This is a genomic window from Maritimimonas sp. 2405UD52-3, from assembly GCF_056591715.1.
On the sequence record NZ_JBWQOL010000002.1, the window covers coordinates 673,881 to 692,791 of the forward strand.

Annotated in this window: 20 protein-coding genes and 2 tRNA genes; 9 read left to right on the forward strand and 13 right to left on the reverse strand. The window is 33.6% G+C overall.

The genetic code is table 11. The features are described 5' to 3' along the window. Positions 1-25: 25 nt before the first annotated feature. Both AC1EU5_RS07335 and AC1EU5_RS07340 read right to left on the reverse strand, forming a co-directional pair. A complete protein-coding gene (locus AC1EU5_RS07335; RefSeq protein WP_480191721.1) occupies positions 26-760 on the reverse strand; it encodes a LytR/AlgR family response regulator transcription factor in 735 nt (244 codons plus the stop codon). Next, the gene (locus AC1EU5_RS07340; protein WP_480191722.1) at positions 760-3,000 is read right to left on the reverse strand and encodes a histidine kinase; all 2,241 of its coding nucleotides are present in this window, start codon (positions 2,998-3,000) and stop codon (positions 760-762) included. The genes AC1EU5_RS07335 and AC1EU5_RS07340 overlap by 1 nt, the downstream gene beginning before the upstream one ends. Positions 3,001-3,193: 193 nt before the next feature. Between AC1EU5_RS07340 and AC1EU5_RS07345 the strand changes: the two genes are divergently transcribed. The 7 genes from AC1EU5_RS07345 (at position 3,194) to AC1EU5_RS07375 (ending at position 9,263) form a co-directional block, all read left to right on the forward strand. Then, entirely contained in the window at positions 3,194-4,306 is a 1,113-nt protein-coding gene (locus tag AC1EU5_RS07345) for a vWA domain-containing protein (protein ID WP_480191723.1), read from the forward strand. Beyond that, positions 4,296-4,709 (forward strand): hypothetical protein, encoded by a 414-nt coding sequence (locus AC1EU5_RS07350; RefSeq protein ID WP_480191724.1) that lies wholly within the window; start codon positions 4,296-4,298, stop codon positions 4,707-4,709. Before AC1EU5_RS07345 ends, AC1EU5_RS07350 begins: the two co-directional genes overlap by 11 nt. A gap of 2 nt (positions 4,710-4,711) precedes the next feature. After that, positions 4,712-5,629, forward strand: coding sequence for a NifU family protein (locus tag AC1EU5_RS07355; protein ID WP_480191725.1), 918 nt, complete (start codon positions 4,712-4,714; stop codon positions 5,627-5,629). Positions 5,630-5,681: 52 nt separating this feature from the next. Then, on the forward strand, positions 5,682-5,882 hold the full coding sequence (locus AC1EU5_RS07360; protein WP_480191726.1) for a dodecin family protein: 201 nt from the start codon (positions 5,682-5,684) through the stop codon (positions 5,880-5,882). A gap of 152 nt (positions 5,883-6,034) precedes the next feature. Further along, positions 6,035-8,080: a thioredoxin domain-containing protein gene (locus AC1EU5_RS07365; RefSeq protein WP_480191727.1), complete on the forward strand. Its 2,046-nt coding sequence runs from the start codon at positions 6,035-6,037 to the stop codon at positions 8,078-8,080. Then, the gene (locus AC1EU5_RS07370; protein ID WP_480191728.1) at positions 8,080-8,448 is read left to right on the forward strand and encodes a DUF1304 domain-containing protein; all 369 of its coding nucleotides are present in this window, start codon (positions 8,080-8,082) and stop codon (positions 8,446-8,448) included. Before AC1EU5_RS07365 ends, AC1EU5_RS07370 begins: the two co-directional genes overlap by 1 nt. Positions 8,449-8,450: 2 nt before the next feature. After that, positions 8,451-9,263, forward strand: coding sequence for a mechanosensitive ion channel family protein (locus AC1EU5_RS07375; RefSeq protein WP_480191729.1), 813 nt, complete (start codon positions 8,451-8,453; stop codon positions 9,261-9,263). On the opposite strand, the gene tsaB is transcribed toward AC1EU5_RS07375, so the two are convergent. The 10 genes from tsaB to cyoE all read right to left on the reverse strand — a co-directional run bounded on the left by tsaB (position 9,260) and on the right by cyoE (position 16,649). Beyond that, positions 9,260-9,934, reverse strand: a complete 675-nt coding sequence (tsaB, locus tag AC1EU5_RS07380) for a tRNA (adenosine(37)-N6)-threonylcarbamoyltransferase complex dimerization subunit type 1 TsaB (RefSeq protein ID WP_480191835.1) — start codon at positions 9,932-9,934, stop codon at positions 9,260-9,262. The genes AC1EU5_RS07375 and tsaB overlap by 4 nt on opposite strands. Positions 9,935-10,013: 79 nt before the next feature. Beyond that, positions 10,014-11,396: a TolC family protein gene (locus AC1EU5_RS07385; protein WP_480191730.1), complete on the reverse strand. Its 1,383-nt coding sequence runs from the start codon at positions 11,394-11,396 to the stop codon at positions 10,014-10,016. Positions 11,397-11,533: 137 nt separating this feature from the next. Continuing rightward, entirely contained in the window at positions 11,534-11,743 is a 210-nt protein-coding gene (locus tag AC1EU5_RS07390; RefSeq protein WP_480191731.1) for a hypothetical protein, read from the reverse strand. 25 nt (positions 11,744-11,768) lie between these two features. Beyond that, positions 11,769-12,299 carry a DUF420 domain-containing protein gene (locus AC1EU5_RS07395; RefSeq protein ID WP_480191732.1) on the reverse strand — a complete coding sequence of 177 codons (531 nt, stop codon included), beginning with the start codon at positions 12,297-12,299 and terminating at the stop codon, positions 11,769-11,771. Beyond that, positions 12,300-12,989 (reverse strand): SCO family protein, encoded by a 690-nt coding sequence (locus AC1EU5_RS07400; protein WP_480191733.1) that lies wholly within the window; start codon positions 12,987-12,989, stop codon positions 12,300-12,302. Further along, entirely contained in the window at positions 12,989-13,645 is a 657-nt protein-coding gene (locus AC1EU5_RS07405) for a hypothetical protein (RefSeq protein ID WP_480191734.1), read from the reverse strand. The genes AC1EU5_RS07400 and AC1EU5_RS07405 overlap by 1 nt, the downstream gene beginning before the upstream one ends. Positions 13,646-13,687: 42 nt before the next feature. Further along, entirely contained in the window at positions 13,688-14,047 is a 360-nt protein-coding gene (locus AC1EU5_RS07410; protein WP_480191735.1) for a cytochrome C oxidase subunit IV family protein, read from the reverse strand. 12 nt (positions 14,048-14,059) lie between these two features. After that, positions 14,060-15,040 carry a cytochrome c oxidase subunit 3 gene (locus AC1EU5_RS07415; RefSeq protein ID WP_480191736.1) on the reverse strand — a complete coding sequence of 327 codons (981 nt, stop codon included), beginning with the start codon at positions 15,038-15,040 and terminating at the stop codon, positions 14,060-14,062. Positions 15,041-15,180: 140 nt separating this feature from the next. Next, positions 15,181-15,741 (reverse strand): cytochrome c oxidase subunit 3, encoded by a 561-nt coding sequence (locus AC1EU5_RS07420; protein WP_480191737.1) that lies wholly within the window; start codon positions 15,739-15,741, stop codon positions 15,181-15,183. 2 nt (positions 15,742-15,743) lie between these two features. Beyond that, positions 15,744-16,649: a heme o synthase gene (cyoE, locus tag AC1EU5_RS07425; protein ID WP_480191738.1), complete on the reverse strand. Its 906-nt coding sequence runs from the start codon at positions 16,647-16,649 to the stop codon at positions 15,744-15,746. 411 nt (positions 16,650-17,060) lie between these two features. On the opposite strand from cyoE, the gene AC1EU5_RS07430 reads away from it, so the two are divergent. Together AC1EU5_RS07430 and AC1EU5_RS07435 are read left to right on the forward strand one after the other, a co-directional pair. Continuing rightward, positions 17,061-17,133: transfer RNA gene (locus AC1EU5_RS07430), tRNA-Gly, on the forward strand. Between the two features lie 16 nt (positions 17,134-17,149). Next, positions 17,150-17,235 (forward strand) — tRNA-Leu (locus AC1EU5_RS07435). Between the two features lie 559 nt (positions 17,236-17,794). On the opposite strand, the gene AC1EU5_RS07440 is transcribed toward AC1EU5_RS07435, so the two are convergent. Then, on the reverse strand, positions 17,795-18,898 hold the full coding sequence (locus AC1EU5_RS07440; protein WP_480191739.1) for a hypothetical protein: 1,104 nt from the start codon (positions 18,896-18,898) through the stop codon (positions 17,795-17,797). Positions 18,899-18,911: the final 13 nt, after the last annotated feature.

Consider the following 18,911-nt stretch of genomic DNA (forward strand, 5'->3'; position numbering starts at 1 on the left):
TTCCTAACTTCGCAGGAATGACAAGTTATTTAAAATAAGACAATAATTCTGCTTTTTTGGAAGCCGACACACTCAATTCTTTTCCGTTATTCAAAAAAACTGTTCCGCCTTTTCCTTTTTTATAGGAAGTAATATAGGATACATTTACCAAATATGATTTATGAATTCTAGCAAAACCTTTTTCCTTTAAAATGCCTTCAAAATACTTAAGTGTTTTGCTAACCAACTTTTTAAATCCGTTTTCAAGATAGATTTCTGTATAGTTGTCATCAGCCTTACAATAGATAATATCTTTCATTTCTAATACCTCAAATCCATCCTGTGTTGGAATTGTAATCTTTTGATTGGTCACACTAACTTTTGGAGTTAAAACTGAATGCTGTAATTCATTTTCCTTTTCTCTTAACTCGGTCACGTAATCAACCGCCTTGATTAAATCATCAATGGAGATTGGCTTTAATAAATAATAGGATGCATGCTTGTTTAAAGCTTCAATAGCATATTGATTGTAAGCTGTAACAAAGACCACTTCAAAATCTGTAGTACCAAGTTTATCTAGCAGATCAAAACCAGAACCATATGGCATTTCTACATCTAAAAATACCAGATCAAGTTCGTTATTACGAATCAAAACCAATGCTTCATCAATATTTCTGGCTTCACCAACCACCTCAACTGTAGGGCAATATTTTGCCAAGTAATTCTTTAGAATTTCCCTACTGGTTTGCTCATCTTCAACTATAATCGTTTTGAGGTTCATTAGTCCTTCTTAAGCGTTAAACTTACTTTAGTTCCTGTTTGGTCATCATACAAATCTTCAATAAACACATCTACTTTATCCTTATACATCTCATTCAAAATCTGAATGCGCTGCTTGATATTTTGCATGCCTTTTGACTGCTGTTTTTTTTGATGCTCTGTTTTTAACTCCTTTGATTTTTTCCTACCAATGCCATTATCAGAAATCTCAATAGTGATAGTTTCCTCATCCTTTTTAGATAATTCAACTTTTAAAAAACCTTTTTCTTCTTTATAACGTAAACCATGCCACACTGCATTTTCAACGTAAGGTTGTAACAACATTGGCGGAATCTGGAATTGTTCTTGTTCAATTTCTTTATCAACTATTAATTCATAGTCAAACTTATCCTCAAAACGAGAATGCTCTAGTTTGAGATACAATTCTAATAGCTCAATTTCTTTTTCTAAGTCAATAAAATCTTCTTCTGAATTTATAAGAACACTACGCATTAATGTAGAAAACTCCGTTAGATAACGATTTGCACTTCGCTCATCATTTTGAGCGATAAAGCTGTTTACAGAGTTGAGTGCATTAAAAATAAAATGCGGATTCATCTGTGTTCTTAAAGATTTCAAGGCCAATAAATTATTGGCTAATTTGCGTTGTCTATTACTTCTAATCATCCAAAACAAAGAAAATAATAACAGGACTAGACCAGCTAAAAGTCCATAAATAGTCAATCTTTGTCGGCGATCATTTTCAACTGTTAATTGATTTTCAGTTTGATATAACTGCAATTTACTTTCTGATAACTCTCTATCTTTTTCTAGACTGGTGATCCTGTTTTGTTTTTCAGACAGTGTTCTATTCAAATTAATAGCATCACTAATTTCTCTTTCTTTTTCTTTATACAAAACATCTACTAAAGAGACATATTTTTTGTAATTGGTTAATGCCTTATTCTCATCACCCAAGCTTACATAAGCTTCTGATAATTTTTGAACAGCGTCTTTTTGAGTTTCTAAATCTTCGCTTGCTTCAGCATCTGCTACACTTTCTTCTAATAAAGGAATAGCTTCATTCAATTTATTTTGTTTTAAATAAGCATTTCCTAAATCTAATTTAGCACGTGATTTTGTAATTTTGGGCTTCTTGGCTATAGGTGAAGCTTCCTCTTCTTCTACTACAATTTCATCTAAGGCTTCATTTTCAATCGTTTCAAGTGTCTTTTTACGCAACGCTACTTCCTTATCTAAACTGTTATTCTTACTATAAAATTCTGCCGCCTTTTGACTTTGAATTGCTGCCTTTTGAGGACTTTCATTCGCAGCTGATTCAATAGAGCGATTCAAATAAGTCTCGGCCTCCCCTGCTCTATTCAAAGCACTGAGCGTAGAAGCAATTTTTGAATTTAAACTTGTTCTTTTTGAAATATTAGAGGTACGATCATTCAAATTCAGCGCTGTTCTGAATTCAGCCAGAGCCTTTTCATAGTTCTTTTTCTTATAAAACAAGTCACCTAGACCTTCATAAACCTCAATTTTTTGAAAAGTAAGTATTGACGGATTTTTCAGTAAGCTATTATATTCACGTTCACTTAAATCATATTGTCTACTTAAAGAATATGCCTTTGCCAGTTTTAACTGAATTGAAGTACTAGGTCCATTCTCATTTGCAATTTTATAATTATCGGAAGCCAAATCAAATTGCTGCAAGTTCATATAGATATCACCAAGCACATCATATGATTGTGCTAACTGTGTGCTATTACCTTCTGCAAAATTTAAGGCCGAACCTATAAGGTCAATACTTTTAGTAGGGTTTACTCTACTTAGTAGTATGGCAGAATCCAACTTAACTTTAAAGTCATTTTGGTTTCTTGAAGAAACTTTTGACAACTTTTTTGATCTAGAAGTAGTGTTATCTTCGGTAGCATTCAGTACATTTTTCTCATCTTTTACTTCATAATTCAAGCTACCATCATAGCGATAGGTATCAATGGTTTTTCCATTTTTACTTAGAATAATCACATCGCCCAGATTAGCTTTAATGGTAAATTCTCCATTTGAATTTGTGACGGTAGTGACTCCTTTACCTCGAACACGCACTCTTATACCAGAAAGTGGACTTCCATTAGTATCTGTTATCCTATCTGTGTAATATCCTTTTTCTTTAGCTCTGTCTTGTTGAACTTGAGCATTAGAGACAAAAACGATCGAGAAAATTAATAAGATTATTATGTAAAATCTTTGTTTCATTGTGGTAAAACTACATACTTTAAACGACACCATAAAATCACATTTCTTAAAAACAACAGTACTTTATATCTAATTTTAGAACCTTACTCAATCGGGTTTCCACTTTACTCATTAAAAGTGCTATTTCCCTCATTTTAGATTTTTTATGGAACTAGTTGATGATACTTTTACTCAAAAATTAAACAAAAACACCATGAAGAATTTAAGAATCACATTCGTTTTTCTACTAACCTTGACCTCAGCTTTTCTATTTGCTAATAATGACAATCCGAAAAAGAATACCATTAAAGTAGCATTATTATTAGACACCAGTAATTCTATGGACGGGTTGATCAATCAAGCAAAAACTCAATTATGGGAAATTGTGAATGAACTTTCGTATGCCAAATGCGAACATGAAGATCCAGATCTACAAATCGCATTATATGAATATGGAAATAGCACCTTACCAGAGAGTGAAGGTTATATCCGTCAAGTGATTGGTTTCAGTTCAGATTTGGATGAAATTTCTGAGAAATTATTTGCACTTAGAACCAACGGAGGAAATGAATTTTGTGGTGAAGTGATACAAACTTCATTAAAAGAGCTGAATTGGGGAGCCAGTAAAAAAGACTTGAAATTGATCTTTATTGCAGGTAATGAACCCTTTACTCAAGGAAAAATACATTACAAAGATGCCGCAGCCTTAGCGAATGAAGAAGATGTAGTGGTAAACACTATTTTTTGTGGTAACTATCAAACTGGTATACATACCAAATGGCAAGATGGTGCTCGTTTAACGAATGGTGACTATATGGCTATTGACCACAATGAAGCCATAGTACATATTACTTCTCCATATGACCAAGACATTATCATCTTAAATAAAAAGTTAAACGACACTTATATCTATTATGGTGCACAAGGAAGAAGTAAAATGTCATTACAAGCTGAACAAGATACTAATGCCGAAACCTTGGATGAAGTGGTAGCCGTAAAACGTGCGGTTAGTAAAAGCTCACGCGTTTACAAAAATTCTTCCTGGGATTTAGTAGATGCTGAAGATCAAAAAGGGTTTAGTTATGATAAGATCAATAGAAAGAGTTTACCAAAAGAGTTGCAAGGAAAATCAACTAATGAAATCAAAAAGTATGTAACTCAGCAACGTATAAAGCGTAAAGAGATTCAAGCAAAAATTAATACATTGAATAAAAAGCGCGCTTCTTACGTGGCTAAAAAACAACAAGAAACTAATAGTAAAAGCTTAGATAAAGCCATGATTGAAGCTATTAAAAAACAAGCTAATAAGAAAAACTATGTTTGGTAAACATATACTTTTTAAAAGCTTGGCAATATTAAGTGTACTAACATTAAGTTGGTACACTTATTATTTTCATTATGATACAAACAATTGGAATAATATAAAAGAAATAGGAATAGAAAGCTATAATTACCTAGATGGGGAAATCGACACTACTTACCTAAGAATTAATAGACAAAAAGCACTAGAGTTTCTGAATAAAACCCATGTAAGTATTAACTATAACATAGCAAAGAGTAGAACAATCTTAATAGCAACCTTAAAAAATAGCAAAGTGATTCGCTTAAGTGTATGCAATCAATGCAACGAAATAAATGATATTACAAATAGTAAAAGGTACATAATCGAAAAAGGTTTTCATAAAGAATGGATGGCCTTTTTACATGAGAGTAAGCAAAATACTCCGTAAATTTGCACAAATTAATTTGTGCAATGCAGCAGACTACTATTTCCATAGAAAATACCCCCAACGAATCCATCATAAAACTTGTAGCCAACAAAATATTAACCGATGGCAGCTTTGAATATCATAATGTAGATGAAGCCAAAAATTCTACATTGGTGCAGCAACTATTTCATTTACCATTTGTAAAAAAAGTATTTGTTACCGCTAATTTCATGGCAATAGAACGCTATAATATTGTTGAATGGCCGGAGGTTCAAGATGAATTAAAAGCGGTTATTGAGAATTATCTTAACAAGCATGAAAGCCTTTTTGGTACTCAGGAAAACAAACCTAATCTCGTAGAAGTGTATGCTGAAAGCACCCCAAATCCGGGTGTTATGAAATTTGTAACCAACAAGCTATTGACCACACAAAATATTGAAGTACTTAGTACTGAAGATGCTATTGATGTACCATTAGCAAAAGCATTTTTTGATTTTCCCTTTATCAAAGAGATCTTCATCTCAGATAATTATATTTCACTAACCAAAAATGATACTGTTGAGTGGTTTGAGATTACCACTGCTTTACGTGATTTTATCAAAGAATATATTCGTGGAGGCAAACCGGTCATTTCAGAAAATTATGAGCCAAAAAAAACAGCTACTCCAGAATTTGACCCAGTTCACACGGAAGATCTTGATGACATTTCGCAGGAAATTGTAGCTATTTTAGATGAATACATTAAACCTGCTGTAACATCTGACGGCGGTAATATTATGTTTCAATCTTACAATACAGGTAGTAAAACGGTAAATGTAATATTACAAGGAGCATGTAGTGGCTGCCCTTCATCAACGGTTACACTTAAAAATGGCATTGAAGCTACATTAAAGCAGTTACTGCCCAATAAGGTTGAAGAGGTTATTGCTATTAATGGTTAATTTTTGTAGCTTTACGTTTCACTTAATTTTTTAATCTTAAAACTAAATAGTTATGGCAGTAATGAAAGTTATTGAAGTAATGGCAAATTCTGACAAAAGTTGGGAAGAGGCTACCAAAAAAGCAGTAAAGCATGCTTCAAAAAGTGTAAAACACATTAAATCAGTATTTGTTCAATCTCAGAGTGCTGTTGTTGATGGTGATGATGTGACTGAATTTCGTGTAAATGTTAAGATTACTTTTGAAGTAAAATAACCAAAAACTACTACAAAATATGAGAGCGTTTTGATTCATTCAGAGCGCTTTTTTATTATGTATCTTTGAGCAAAATATTTCTTTTTATGAGGTATCTCTTCATAGCTATTCTCTTTACTATACTTGTTGGATGCAACAAAAAAACATCTCAAATGTCTGATCATTTATACACCAATAAACTCATTAATGAATCAAGCCCATACCTATTACAACATGCTCATAATCCTGTAGACTGGTATCCTTGGGGAGAGGAAGCACTTGAAAAGGCAAAGAAAGAAAACAAAATGCTTTTGATTTCTATAGGGTATGCTGCTTGTCATTGGTGCCATGTTATGGAGCGAGAAAGTTTTGAAGACACTGCGGTGGCTAAAATCATGAATCAAAACTTCATCAACATTAAAATTGATCGTGAAGAACGTCCTGACATTGATCAAATCTACATGAACGCGGTTCAATTGATGACTGGCCGTGGCGGATGGCCTCTCAATTGTATAGCCTTACCCGATGGAAGACCAGTTTGGGGTGGTACGTATTTTCCAAAAGAGAATTGGTTACAAGCCCTAAACCAACTAACAAAAGCCTACCAGGAAAGTCCTGAAAAAGTGGAAGAATATGCAGTAAAATTAACTGAAGGTGTTCAAAACTCTGATCTGGTTAAGCTCAATACTTCAGAAAAACTATTCTCAAAAACTGAACTTGACTCAGTAGTTAGCAGGTGGCAGAAATACATGGACTTTGACTTAGGCGGTAATGTTGGCGCTCCGAAATTCCCATTACCCAACAATTTAGAATTTTTGTTACGGTATGGCTTTAGAAGTTCCAATGACAGTATACTAAATCATGTTAATAATTCACTCATGAAAATGGCTATGGGTGGTATTTATGATCAAATAGGTGGCGGATTTGCCCGTTATTCTGTAGATGCTAAGTGGCATATCCCTCATTTTGAAAAAATGCTTTATGACAATGGGCAACTCGTTAGTCTATATGCCAATGCTTACCAGACCACAAAAAACCCTTTTTATAAAACAATAGTATATGAGACTACTCAATTCATTGAACGAGAATTGTTAGATGAAACAGGAGGGTTTTATTCTTCGCTTGACGCGGATAGTGCCAATGAGAAAGGTGAACTAGAAGAAGGTGTTTTTTATGTTTGGAGCGAACAAGAGTTGAAAGACCTTTTAAAAGACGACTTTGATCTTTTTAGTGACTACTATAATATTTTAAGTGAATGGAAATGGGAACATGAAAATTACAATTTACATCGTACGAAATCAGATGCGGAAATAGCAAATAACCATTCCATTTCAGTTGATGAGTTACTGACTAAGGTACAAAAGTGGAAAGCTTCACTTTTAGAACACCGCGAAAAGAGAAGTCGCCCAAGATTAGATGATAAAATTCTAACCTCCTGGAATTCCTTAATGCTTAAAGGGTATGCAAATGCGTATAGTATCTTTAATGATGATCACTTTTTGAAAATGGCCTTAAAGAATGCCAATTTCATTGTAAAAAATCAACTACGAAAAGACGGCGGACTCAATAGAAATTATAAAGATGGAAAAAGTTCTATCAATGGGTATTTAGAAGATTATGCCACTACAATAGATGCCTTTTTAAACTTATATCAAGTTACACTAGATGAGCAATGGCTTCAAAAAGCCAGAGAATTAACTGACTATTGCTTTCAACATTTTTATGATAAAAAAAGTCAGATGTTTTTCTTCACTTCTGATGAGGATGAGGCTTTAATTGCAAGAAAAATTGATACAGATGATAATGTTATTTCATCATCTAATTCTATCATGGCAAATAACCTCTTTTTATTAGGTCATTATTTTTATAATCTAGATTATACTTCGGCTGCAAGACAAATGCTACATAATATAAAAGATCGTGCTTTAAAATATGGTTCTGGTGCTTCTAATTGGCTGTCTTTGTATTTAAACCTTACCGGTGATTTTTATGAAGTAGCTATATCTGGAAGAGAAGCAAAGGAAAAAATACAAGAACTGAATACGCATTTCATCCCTAATAAGCTCATTGTGGGCGCAACAGAAGATAGCGATATTCCTTTACTTGAAAATAAATTTAATGAAAATCAAACTACTATTTATGTATGTGTAGATGGTGCTTGTCAGTTACCGGTTACTGAAACCCAGGAAGCTTTAAAACAACTAAACACTAAATTATAATGAAAGCAATACAAATTATTATAATCGCATTTGTGGCTCTACTCCATTTTTATTTTATGATTCTTGAAATGTTTTACTGGACCAAACCAAAAGGTATGAAAGCCTTTGGACTTACAAAAGAACTGGCTGAACAATCAAAAGTATTAGCAGCCAATCAAGGGTTATATAATGGATTTTTAGCAGCTGGTCTTGTCTGGGCAATTCTTAACAAAAGTTTTACGGATCAAATTGCCATTTTTTTTCTAGTTTGTGTGACTTTTGCAGGTATTTACGGGTCTTATTCAACAAAGAAGATCAGAATCTTCTATGTACAAGCTGTTCCAGCTATTTTAGGACTAATATTCACACTTATTAAAATGTATAACTAATTATGGATTTAGAAAAAATTATTGACCAACTAACTGTTTATGTAACGGAGTACGGGCTAAAAATTATTGGAGCTATTGTCATTTGGATCATTGGTTCTTGGATCATTAACAAAATAATGAATGTTGCCAGGAAGTCAATGACCCGAAGTAACTATGAAGAGAGTTTACAAAAATTCTTATTAAATCTTATCTCCTGGGGTCTAAAGATCTTGTTAATATTAGCAATTTTAGGACAACTAGGAGTGAAAACAACTTCTTTTGCCGCCGTTATAGCGGCTGCAGGTTTGGCCGTAGGTATGGCTTTACAAGGCTCACTTGCTAATTTTGCTGGTGGTGTTCTGATCATGATTTTTAAGCCTTTTAAAGTTGGAGATTATATTTCTGCACAAGGTGAAGAAGGCATTGTAAAGGAAATTGAAATATTTACTACCAAACTAAACTCCCTAGATAATAAAGAAGTTATTATTCCAAATGGAATTTTATCAAATGGAAACATTATTAACTATTCTAGTGAAGATGTTAGAAGGGTAGATTTACCTGTAGGTGTTTCATATGATGCAGATATTAAGCAAACCAAAGAAACTTTGGAAAAAATTTTCAACTCGCATCCTAAAATATTAAAGGATCCTCCTCCTGCTGTTGTAATGACTGGCTTAGGGGAAAGTTCTGTAGATTACTCTGTACGAACATGGGTAAAACCAGAAGATTATTGGGCAGTTTATTCTTCTAACTTAGAAAATATTAAAACCGAATTAGACAACGCAGGTATTGAAATACCATACCCACATTCGGTAGAAATTCAAAAGGAAGGTTAAGATTTCTTTTGAGTTATCAAAAAATCCTTTAAATAAAAAGGTTCAAAATAGGCGACATCTTTGGTGTCGCTTTTTTTATACTCCTCATAAGACAACTTTACCATCTCCTTTGCTGAAGGAAAATAACCTTCTAGAAAAACAGCATTCTTATGCTGAATGACTTCTTTACATTTTTCAGCACCATCACCCAAAAAATAGACCTTATTTTTATTTAGAAATTCTGAAAAAGAATGTGCATCAATAATTTCTGCTTGTGTTTCTCGTATTTGATGATGAGCGCTATTAAATACAGCGCTAAACACTTCCATTCTACGCGCATCTAACATTGGAACTATAAATGTGTCTTTCTCAACTTCAATGGCATTTGCTAAAGCTTCTAAAGTGGGTATTGCAATAAGTGGTTTATCTAAACTAAAACACAATCCTTTAGCCGTAGAAACACCAATACGCAAACCTGTATAGGAGCCCGGACCTTTGCTCACAGCTATTGCGTCTAGATCATTAATAACTATACTCGCTTTTTCAACAACCTCTTCTATAAAAACATGTAGGTTTTCTCCATGGGAATAATTGCCATCATTAAGTTCTTTGAGAGCTATCAGTTCTCCATCTTTCGCTAAGCTTACAGAGCAATTTTTCGTTGCTGTTTCTATGTTGAGTATAAAAGCCAATCTTAAAAAAATATGTGCAAATATAAAAAGACCTGCCAAGCTATTATCTTGACAGGCCTTTTTAGTTAACTAATTTAACTTATTCTGTTATAATCGGAATTCCGTAATAGAACTCTAAAACTTTGGTTCTAAATACAAAATTATACTTTGCTCTATTTAAAGAAGCTTGTGCATTTACTAAGCGGTTTCGTACCTGTTCAAAATCAAATGAATTGGTAGCACCAAGATCATAACGCTGCTTAGCATAATCAAATGACAATTGCTGCGCTTCGACTGATTTGGTGGCTGCCTCATACTCCTTAAGCGTAGCTTTTGCATTGATATAAGCTCTTTCAATAGCTTCGCGCAAGGCTAATTTTTGATCAGAAAGCGTAACCTCAGCTATTTTCTGATTTACCTTGGCACGGTTTACATTGGCTTTTACCTGACCTCTATTAAAAATAGGAATACTTAAATTCAATCCAACAAACTGACCAAAATTATTATCCAGTTGATCCCAAAAACCATTTTCAATCAATACCAATGGACTTGTTGGGTCTCTAGGATCTTCTCTTACAAAAAAATCATCACTTGATCCCTGTAAATGATTGTAAACCGTACTCAAGCCAGCACTCACAGATAAATCTGGCAAGTAGTCTGCTTTAGCTATTTGTATTTGTGTTTCAGCATTTTGCAAACCTAATTCAGCACTTTTTATTTCCGGTTGATTGGCTACCGCTTTTTCAAATATTTCATTTGTGTTATTATATAACAACGCAACTGAATTAATACTTATAGGAATATCTTCAACATCAAATCCTTGGTTAGGTATCTGTAATAATTGAGATAGCTCTAATAGAGCAAGTGCTACATTGTTCTCTGCAGTTACTATGGCATTTTCATCATTGATCTTGGTAGCCTCAACTTCTAATAAATTACCTCTTGGCTGTACACCTTCATCAACTAATCCTTTAGTTTGTTCAACCTGCTGCTTGCTAATCTCTAATTGAGCTTCCGCAATTTTCAGATTCTCTTTATTGAATAATACGTTTAAATACGAGTTCACAATATTTAAAGAAATATCGTTCTTCATTTTTTCCAAATCCAGTAAGCTAGCTTCATAAGCTACTTTAGATTGTTTATGACTGTTTTTAATACTAAATCCATCAAACAACGTCATTCCTGCATTCACACCAAAATTATTAGAACGTCTATCGGCAGAAACCCTGGTATTAGTAGTAGCATCAAAACCAGAACCAAAACTAAAGTTCTGAGACGCTGATGCAGAAACTCCTGGTAATTTATTGCCTCTAGCTGTAGCTATATCCTCTTTTCTAAGGTCAGTAGTATATTTTGCACGTTGCACTGATAAGTTATTTTCTAAAGCATGGTCTACACACTCTTTGAGTGACCATTTTTTATCTTGTGCAAATGTAAATGTGATTAAACAGAAGGCAAGTAGTACACTTAATTTCGTTTTCATAAAATAGATTTTAGTATACAAAACCAAGCATAAAATATCGATGTATTTGAGTTAGGCTTGATAATAACAGATTTTTGATTTTTTAATATGACGACTAAAATTAAAACTTGTTACACTTTTGTGTTCTTATTGAAATGTTAAAGTTTTAACTTTTTATAATACCTATATAGAAAATAAACTCCAATGCCTACCAAAATATAAGGGAAAGCCATCAGGTAAATAATCCCTGAATTTACAGACTCCGCAATTTCAGCATCACCAGATTCTACCACAGCCTTACACATAGCACATTGCCCCAAGGTAATTTGTGACACTAATAACATCAAGATGAAAAGCACTTTTTTCATATGCCTAAAAAAGTTTATACACATTTCATGTGTAATAAGGTGAAATCATTAAGTAAACTATGACACCACTTACAGCAACATACAACCATAAAGGAAATGTGACACGTGCTATTTTTTTATGCCGTTCAAAATCATTGGTAATAGCTCTTACATACGTAATCAGCACAAAAGGAATAATTACAATTGATAGTAATATATGCGTCAATAAAATAAAGAAATATATGTATCTAATTGTTCCTTCACCTCCAAAAGGAGTGGAGTCAGAGGTCATATGATAAGCTACATACATAGCTAAAAAGGCAACCGAACATACAATGGCTGTTTTCATAAGCCGCTCATGTAGCAGTCTTTTACCGTTCTTAATAGCCCAAAAAGCAATAACAAGTAGTAGTGCTGTTAATCCGTTAATAGATGCGTAGATAGGTGGTAAAAAAGATAGGGGCTCAACATTAGGTATTTTAATACCAAACAAAGCAGCAACAACTAATGGAATGGTAATGGATAAAACAATAATCCATTTATTGTATTTCTTTGCTGACGTTACTTCCTCGCTCATTTATTCCTCCAATAATTTTTGAATATCCTCTTTTAATAATTCGATCTGATCATCTTCAATCCCCAGATAATACACAATAGGATTGCCATGTTCATCCCTTCGTGAGCGGATAAATCCTTTTTTATCAATGAGTGCAAAATAGCCTTGATGCTCAAAACCACCAGCCACTTCGGGATTGATCTCGGCAAAAATATTCAAGCCTTTATTAGACAGTTCATAGACTTTATCCTTATTATCAGTAGTAAGCATATGCCAATTCATAGAAGACACACCATACTCTTCAGCATACTCTTTTAAAACCATTGGTCTGTCATGTTCAGGATTGATAGTAAAAGAAGCAATTCCAAAATCATCACGCTTACCAAATTTTTTGTCTAGCTTTACCATGTTCTTATTCATGATAGGACAAATGGTTGGACAGGTAGTAAAGAAGAATTCCACTACGTAAACTTTGTTCTTATAATCAGCATTGGTAATGAGCAAACTGTCCTGATTTATAAATGCAAAATCAGGCATTTTTTTCTCTTCATCATTTATTTTTAAATAAGATAAGCTACCACCCTTTACTTTATTCATTCGGGTAGCTTCACTAACGTCCTTTTTGGTAACCCGATCTACAATTTTTGGAATGGCATAAATACCAAATACCAAAATGATAAAGGAAATACCTATATAAGATTTACTCTTCATTAAATCTCTCTTCTATTGTTATTCTTTTTTAACTCAAACCGATACTCAGCTACCAATACTTTTACATCATCCACCATTTTATCATGAATAGGTGCTACCGTCTCAGCACTGTAGCCATAGAGCATACCACTGTCAATATCATCATCATCGGTTCTACCTCTAAGATTCATATCTCGATCAATAATAAATGCATATTGAGAATAGCCATTATCTGCCAGTGTATAACTGGTTTCTAAACTATTAAATAAGCTTGCTATCTCTTCTTGCTTACCAAAGGCAAAATAGAACTTATCCATATTGGTGGCAAAAGCTACTTTTTCCTTAATTTTTCGTGCTTGCTCCTCCATCCCGTAAGGTAAGACAACCACAAACTGAAAGTCTTTGAACATATGAAAACGCTTGTAGATCTTCTCTGTTAAAGTCAATGCATTGGACTGGCTTTTTTCAAGATCATCTCCTAAAAAAGAAAGAATGGTAATCTTATTATCTAGTGTAAGCGTACTATCTACGTCAGCAGTAAACTGTTTGATATCACTAACTTTTTCAGTAATTACTGGAAGTTTTGCAAAATTATTGGTGCCTGTAAGTAGTAAAAGATAAAACACCAGTGGGATTATAAACAGGCTAAACAGCACCCAAAATTTCTTACTCTTCATATTCATACAGCTAAAAAAAGCGGTTCAAAACCGCTTCATATATTATTTAAGGTATGTCCACTCTATGTATGGCAGCATCTCTTCATATATATAGTCTCCTTCAATCAAAACCAAGGCAGTCAAATAACAAATCAAGAAAACGCATGTCCATACAATAGCCCTTCGTAAGCTGGCTTTTTCATCTCTTAAGTGCATAAAATACCAGGCTATGCCATAGGCCTTTATCAGTGTTAAAATGATAAAGATCCAATTTAACAAACTAGTACCTAAAAACTGCTGTAAGTGTAATGAAGCCGGTTTATAAATACCTAATACTACCTCAACAACGGTTACTAAAGATAGAAAACCAAATACTTTCCAGATTAATCCTACATGTGATTCGTGCGCTTCTGCGTGTGCCATTATAATTTTATTTTAAACCAGATAGAAGAATGTAAATACAAATACCCATACTAAATCTACAAAGTGCCAGTACAACCCAACCTTTTCAACCATTTCATAATGGCCTCGTTTTTCATAAGTACCTATAATCACATTAAAGAAAATAATGATATTGATCACAATTCCTGAAAAAACGTGAAATCCGTGAAAACCTGTAATAAAGAAAAAGAAATTGGCAAATAAAGTTTTACCATATTCATTTCTAATAAGATTAGCACCTGTTACCACACCTGTAGCTTCTTTTAATAATGCTGCAGCTTCTTCCTTTGAAACAATTGTTTTTTGCTTGGTAGCCAAGTCTATTTTTTCAGTACGTAAGTTTACATTAGGGTTTGCCTTAAAACTCTCTACCACCTCAGCAACAGTAAATGGTGGAACTGATGCTCCTGACATATACCAAAGCGCATCATGTCTTTCTAATTGTTCTCGTTCACCATGTTTACTGTTTACAAAATCAGCTAGTGGTATCTGATGACCAGTATCATCTACAAACTGTACAATTTTACCATCCGCTAACTCAACTGCTCCATAGGAGCCATTGATAAATGTTTTCCATTCCCAAGCCTGAGAACCTACGAAAATTAAACCTCCAATAATGGTAAGGAGCATATAAAATATCACCTTATTCTTTTTCATCTGATGCCCTGCATCTACCGCCAGTACCATGGTTACTGATGAAAAAATAAGGATAAAGGTCATGAATGCTACATAGATCATTGGGTAGCTACCATGCGAAAACGGAATGTGCGTAAACACCTCATCTGCAATTGGCCAACTATCTAAGAACCTAAAACGCATCATACCATAAGCTACCAGAAACCCTGAAAAGGTTAATGCATCAGACATGATGAAGAACCACATCATCATTTTTCCATAACTAGCTCCTAAAGGCCTTTTACCTCCACCATTCCAAGCGCCTTCGTTTGAAGTATCGGTAGCTACTGTTGCGTCCATATAATTTGAAGTTATTTTTTGGTTTACTTGACTTAACTAGGTTTTTACCTCTTTGTTTTAACAAGAGCAAAAGTAAAAAACTTATACGATATATACTAAGGTCTTTTGGCTGTTTTTTTATGCGTATTTTTCCTTATTTCTTATCGGATGAAATAGAAGAAAACAAACAGCAACACCCAGAGTATATCTACAAAATGCCAGAAAATACCTCCCAGCTCTAAGCCAAGTGCATCCTTAGAATTATATCGTTGTTTAAAATGATTATAAATTACTACTAAAAGCACTATTAAACCAGCTAACACATGCAACATATGCAAGAAAGAGATCACCACCAATAAGGCACCTGAAACCACACTCTCTTTTCCGGCAGCGTAAAACCCTGCCGCCCTTAACTGATAAAAGCCTTCTATCTGAAAATAAACAAAACCAAGGCCTAATACTAAGGTAAGGATTAAAAACAGGCTGGTTTGCTGCCTATTATCTTCGGCTATACTCCGTTTAGCAATAATAAATGCTATACTGCTAAGTACAATCAAAACCGTACTTATATACAACGCTTGTGGCAGTTCAAAAGACACCCAGTCTTCACGCTTTCTACTAATGATATAGGCACTGGTTAACCCGGCAAAAGTCATTACCATGCTTACCATTGAAAAGTAAAGCATTTGTTTTGATGTTCTCCTCTTTACTGCTGTTTCCATAATCAATGTAAAAATTTATCTACCACATATACTACCTGTATCATTGTAATGTACAGCACACTTGACAACATTAATTGCCTGGCTATTTTATCGGTTTGTTTTTTATGTAGCTGTATAGCAAAGTACATCATAAAAGCTCCTAATGCTAAAATGACTAACGCTGCAACCGGAGACAAGTATAGACTACCTGTTACTTTAAAAACAGGGAAAATAGAAACAATGATCATCCAAAATGTGTAGAGGATAATCTGAGCCGTGGCTTTGCTGTTCTTTTCACCTGTGGGCATCATATTAAAGCCTGCCTTTTTGTATTCGTCATAACCCAACCATCCGATAGCCCAAAAATGTGGGAACTGCCAAAAGAACTGAATCATAAATAACATACCCGGTTCAATATCAAAATGATTGGTAGCTGCTACCCATCCCAGCATAAACGGAATAGCACCCGGTATGGCACCCACAAAAACAGATAGTGGCGTTACCGATTTTAATGGTGTATAGGCACAAGCATATAAAAACACTGAGATGGCACTAAACATAGCCGTCTTTGGGTTGATGCTATATAAAATAGCAATGCCTGTTAAGGTTAATACTATACCCAATAGGAGGGCCACATTTACAGACACCCTACCAGTGGGCAGTGGCCTGTTTTGCGTACGCTTCATGAGTTTATCAGTATCTTTTTCTATAATCTGGTTAAAGGTGTTGGAAGCACCTACCATACAATAGCCCCCAATAATCAATTTTAGTAGTGTAGGAATGTGAATAACATCTACTGCTAAAAGATAGCCAGCTACAGAAGAAAATACTACACTGATGGACAAACCAAACTTGGTGAGTTGTTTTAAATCATCAATAACTCCTGGGAAAGAAATTCTATGTGAAGTTGAATCAACCGTGGTTTGCATCTAGTTTTTGAAAATCGGATGCAAATATACCCAATAATTACGGTTTAACCATGTTAAAATTAGTGCTCTTCATCCAGAATAATCTATAGAATAAAAAATCTCGTCAGTTCGAGGGTTTTTGCTTTAGTAAAAACGTATCGAGAACAAGAGATTTTCTTATTTACTATTCTATTTCAACGGAATTCCTAACCCATTTCATTGATATGTGGCCAAGAATTCTTGAAACTTCATGCACTTCTCGATACATCCGCCTTTGGCGAACACTCGAAGTGACGACTCTCATTTTTAACAAAAAGGATTGGAAAATATTAAGATATGCAAAAACTTAAAAAAAGGCTTTGAGATTGCCAGAAATGTCTTAAATTTGCCCTCGCATTTGAAATAAATGTCTGTTCTTTTAAAGAAAAACAGGCGAAAATAGCTCAGTTGGTAGAGCGCAACCTTGCCAAGGTTGAGGTCGCGGGTTCGAATCCCGTTTTTCGCTCAGTAAATTAAGTCCTGCTGAAGTGGTGGAATTGGTAGACACGTTGGACTTAAAATCCAATGGACAGTAATGTCCGTGCGGGTTCAAGTCCCGCCTTCAGTACAGATGAGAAAAAACCAGAACACATGTTCTGGTTTTTTTGTTTTAAGACATCCGATAAAATTTATTTTTGATGGATGGCGAGAAACAAAAAACTAGAAAGGCTTACAGCATTTCTAGTTTTTTCTCTTAAAATGACGTGGCGGGACTCGCCGCCAGGCAATTCTCGTTTCCAAATCAGATTTGAAAATATTCCTAAAACCAATTTAATTTTAATTAATTGATAATTAGGTGATTATTTTTTTAGCTTAACATAAGAATAATTATAGACAAAATGCATCTAGACGTATTTGGGAGCTCTCTAAGTAATTCACAGATGGCACCATCTATAATATAGTATACTGTATAGTAATGATTCTTGGTGGTATTTGGCATAAAATTTATTTTTTACATTACACTTACTCAAGGTACTAATAATGGCATATCCTTTTAATCGTGGTGAAGAATTTGATTAGAAAAAGTAAAAATATCTTATCTCATACTAGACTAACCTCGTTGAACCCTAGATTTGATGTGCTACGAAAAAAATCTATTCATAGATGCAAAAAACAAAAGAATTATTTTAATAATTGTTGAAATTAGTTTTATTCAATTTTTCAACATCTTGTAACTCCAAAGACAATTTTTCTAATTTATCCTTTTCCATTAGAGTTAGTAATATATATGAATGAATCCATTTTTTATTGAGCATTGTATATATAAAAAATAAAAAAACTAGCTTTCCCCAAAATGTAATCAGAAATACTATGGCTTTTATTACTGCAGTCTGGCCTAAATCGAATAAATTAAAAAGAGAATAAAGTGGTTGAACAACTACATAAAGAGGAAGCCAAATTGTCACTCCATAAAAATAGAACATTCGTTCAAAAGACTTACTGGAACTCTGGAAGTAATATTCCATAGATATAAACCTGCTAAAGAGCAGTGCCATTGCTATTCCATTATAAAGACCACCAAGTAAACGAACAATGGTTGCAGATTCTTCAAGTTTTAGACCAGGTATTCCCTTGGCTAGAATTAAAATATTTAAAATGGTTATACCTACTGCAATGGCGATAGGTATTTGATTATTAATTTTTGATGTTCTATTGTCATCTTCTAATGTGACACCAAAAAGAACAAGGAATGCCGTAAATAAAAAAGTTGCACTAAATAAGTTAGTTGCATTAGTTAAAATTTCTATCGCCAAATATTGTGCTGCACTTTTCTTTTCAGAATTGTTATTTATTATTAAATCTAAGTATTCTTCACCTGTTTTAAGAGCACTTTTAAATGAATCATAATCAAAATAGCTATCAACATAAAATTGCAATAAATAAAATCCTAAAAGAATAATAATAAACCAACGAATAGACTTGTAAAGTTGTCCAATTAATGAATTTGTTCTCATTAATTTATTGAATAAATCTTCTTTACTTATATTAAACCTCTTACACAATCGAAGACTTTCGTCATCACTAATAACAAGAATTGTTTTTTTAATAAAGTACAAACCCATAAACAATACAATTAAATTTAATCCATCCGTAAATAGATTAATATTATTAATGTATTGGAAAGAGGTAACTTTAATTGCATTTAAAATAACACCAATAGACCCTACCAATGCAATTATACTAGCAAGAAACTCATCATTTTCTTTAATAAATTCTTTTACTTTCTTCATTTTTTAATCAATA

Bases quoted from the DNA above. Each gene is read 5' to 3' on its own strand.
- AC1EU5_RS07375 (WP_480191729.1), top strand. From the start codon at position 8,451: ATGGATTTAGAAAAAATTATTGACCAACTAACTGTTTATGTAACGGAG.
- AC1EU5_RS07395 (WP_480191732.1), bottom strand. From the start codon at position 12,299: ATGAGCGAGGAAGTAACGTCAGCAAAGAAATACAATAAATGGATTATT.
- AC1EU5_RS07385 (WP_480191730.1), bottom strand. From the start codon at position 11,396: ATGAAAACGAAATTAAGTGTACTACTTGCCTTCTGTTTAATCACATTT.
- AC1EU5_RS07410 (WP_480191735.1), bottom strand. From the start codon at position 14,047: ATGGCACACGCAGAAGCGCACGAATCACATGTAGGATTAATCTGGAAA.
- AC1EU5_RS07340 (WP_480191722.1), bottom strand. From the start codon at position 3,000: ATGAAACAAAGATTTTACATAATAATCTTATTAATTTTCTCGATCGTT.
- cyoE (WP_480191738.1), bottom strand. From the start codon at position 16,649: ATGCAAACCACGGTTGATTCAACTTCACATAGAATTTCTTTCCCAGGA.
- AC1EU5_RS07390 (WP_480191731.1), bottom strand. From the start codon at position 11,743: ATGAAAAAAGTGCTTTTCATCTTGATGTTATTAGTGTCACAAATTACC.
- AC1EU5_RS07415 (WP_480191736.1), bottom strand. From the start codon at position 15,040: ATGGACGCAACAGTAGCTACCGATACTTCAAACGAAGGCGCTTGGAAT.
- AC1EU5_RS07420 (WP_480191737.1), bottom strand. From the start codon at position 15,741: ATGGAAACAGCAGTAAAGAGGAGAACATCAAAACAAATGCTTTACTTT.
- AC1EU5_RS07360 (WP_480191726.1), top strand. From the start codon at position 5,682: ATGGCAGTAATGAAAGTTATTGAAGTAATGGCAAATTCTGACAAAAGT.
- AC1EU5_RS07365 (WP_480191727.1), top strand. From the start codon at position 6,035: ATGTCTGATCATTTATACACCAATAAACTCATTAATGAATCAAGCCCA.
- AC1EU5_RS07440 (WP_480191739.1), bottom strand. From the start codon at position 18,898: ATGAAGAAAGTAAAAGAATTTATTAAAGAAAATGATGAGTTTCTTGCT.
- AC1EU5_RS07370 (WP_480191728.1), top strand. From the start codon at position 8,080: ATGAAAGCAATACAAATTATTATAATCGCATTTGTGGCTCTACTCCAT.
- AC1EU5_RS07405 (WP_480191734.1), bottom strand. From the start codon at position 13,645: ATGAAGAGTAAGAAATTTTGGGTGCTGTTTAGCCTGTTTATAATCCCA.
- AC1EU5_RS07350 (WP_480191724.1), top strand. From the start codon at position 4,296: ATGTTTGGTAAACATATACTTTTTAAAAGCTTGGCAATATTAAGTGTA.
- AC1EU5_RS07335 (WP_480191721.1), bottom strand. From the start codon at position 760: ATGAACCTCAAAACGATTATAGTTGAAGATGAGCAAACCAGTAGGGAA.
- AC1EU5_RS07345 (WP_480191723.1), top strand. From the start codon at position 3,194: ATGAAGAATTTAAGAATCACATTCGTTTTTCTACTAACCTTGACCTCA.
- AC1EU5_RS07400 (WP_480191733.1), bottom strand. From the start codon at position 12,989: ATGAAGAGTAAATCTTATATAGGTATTTCCTTTATCATTTTGGTATTT.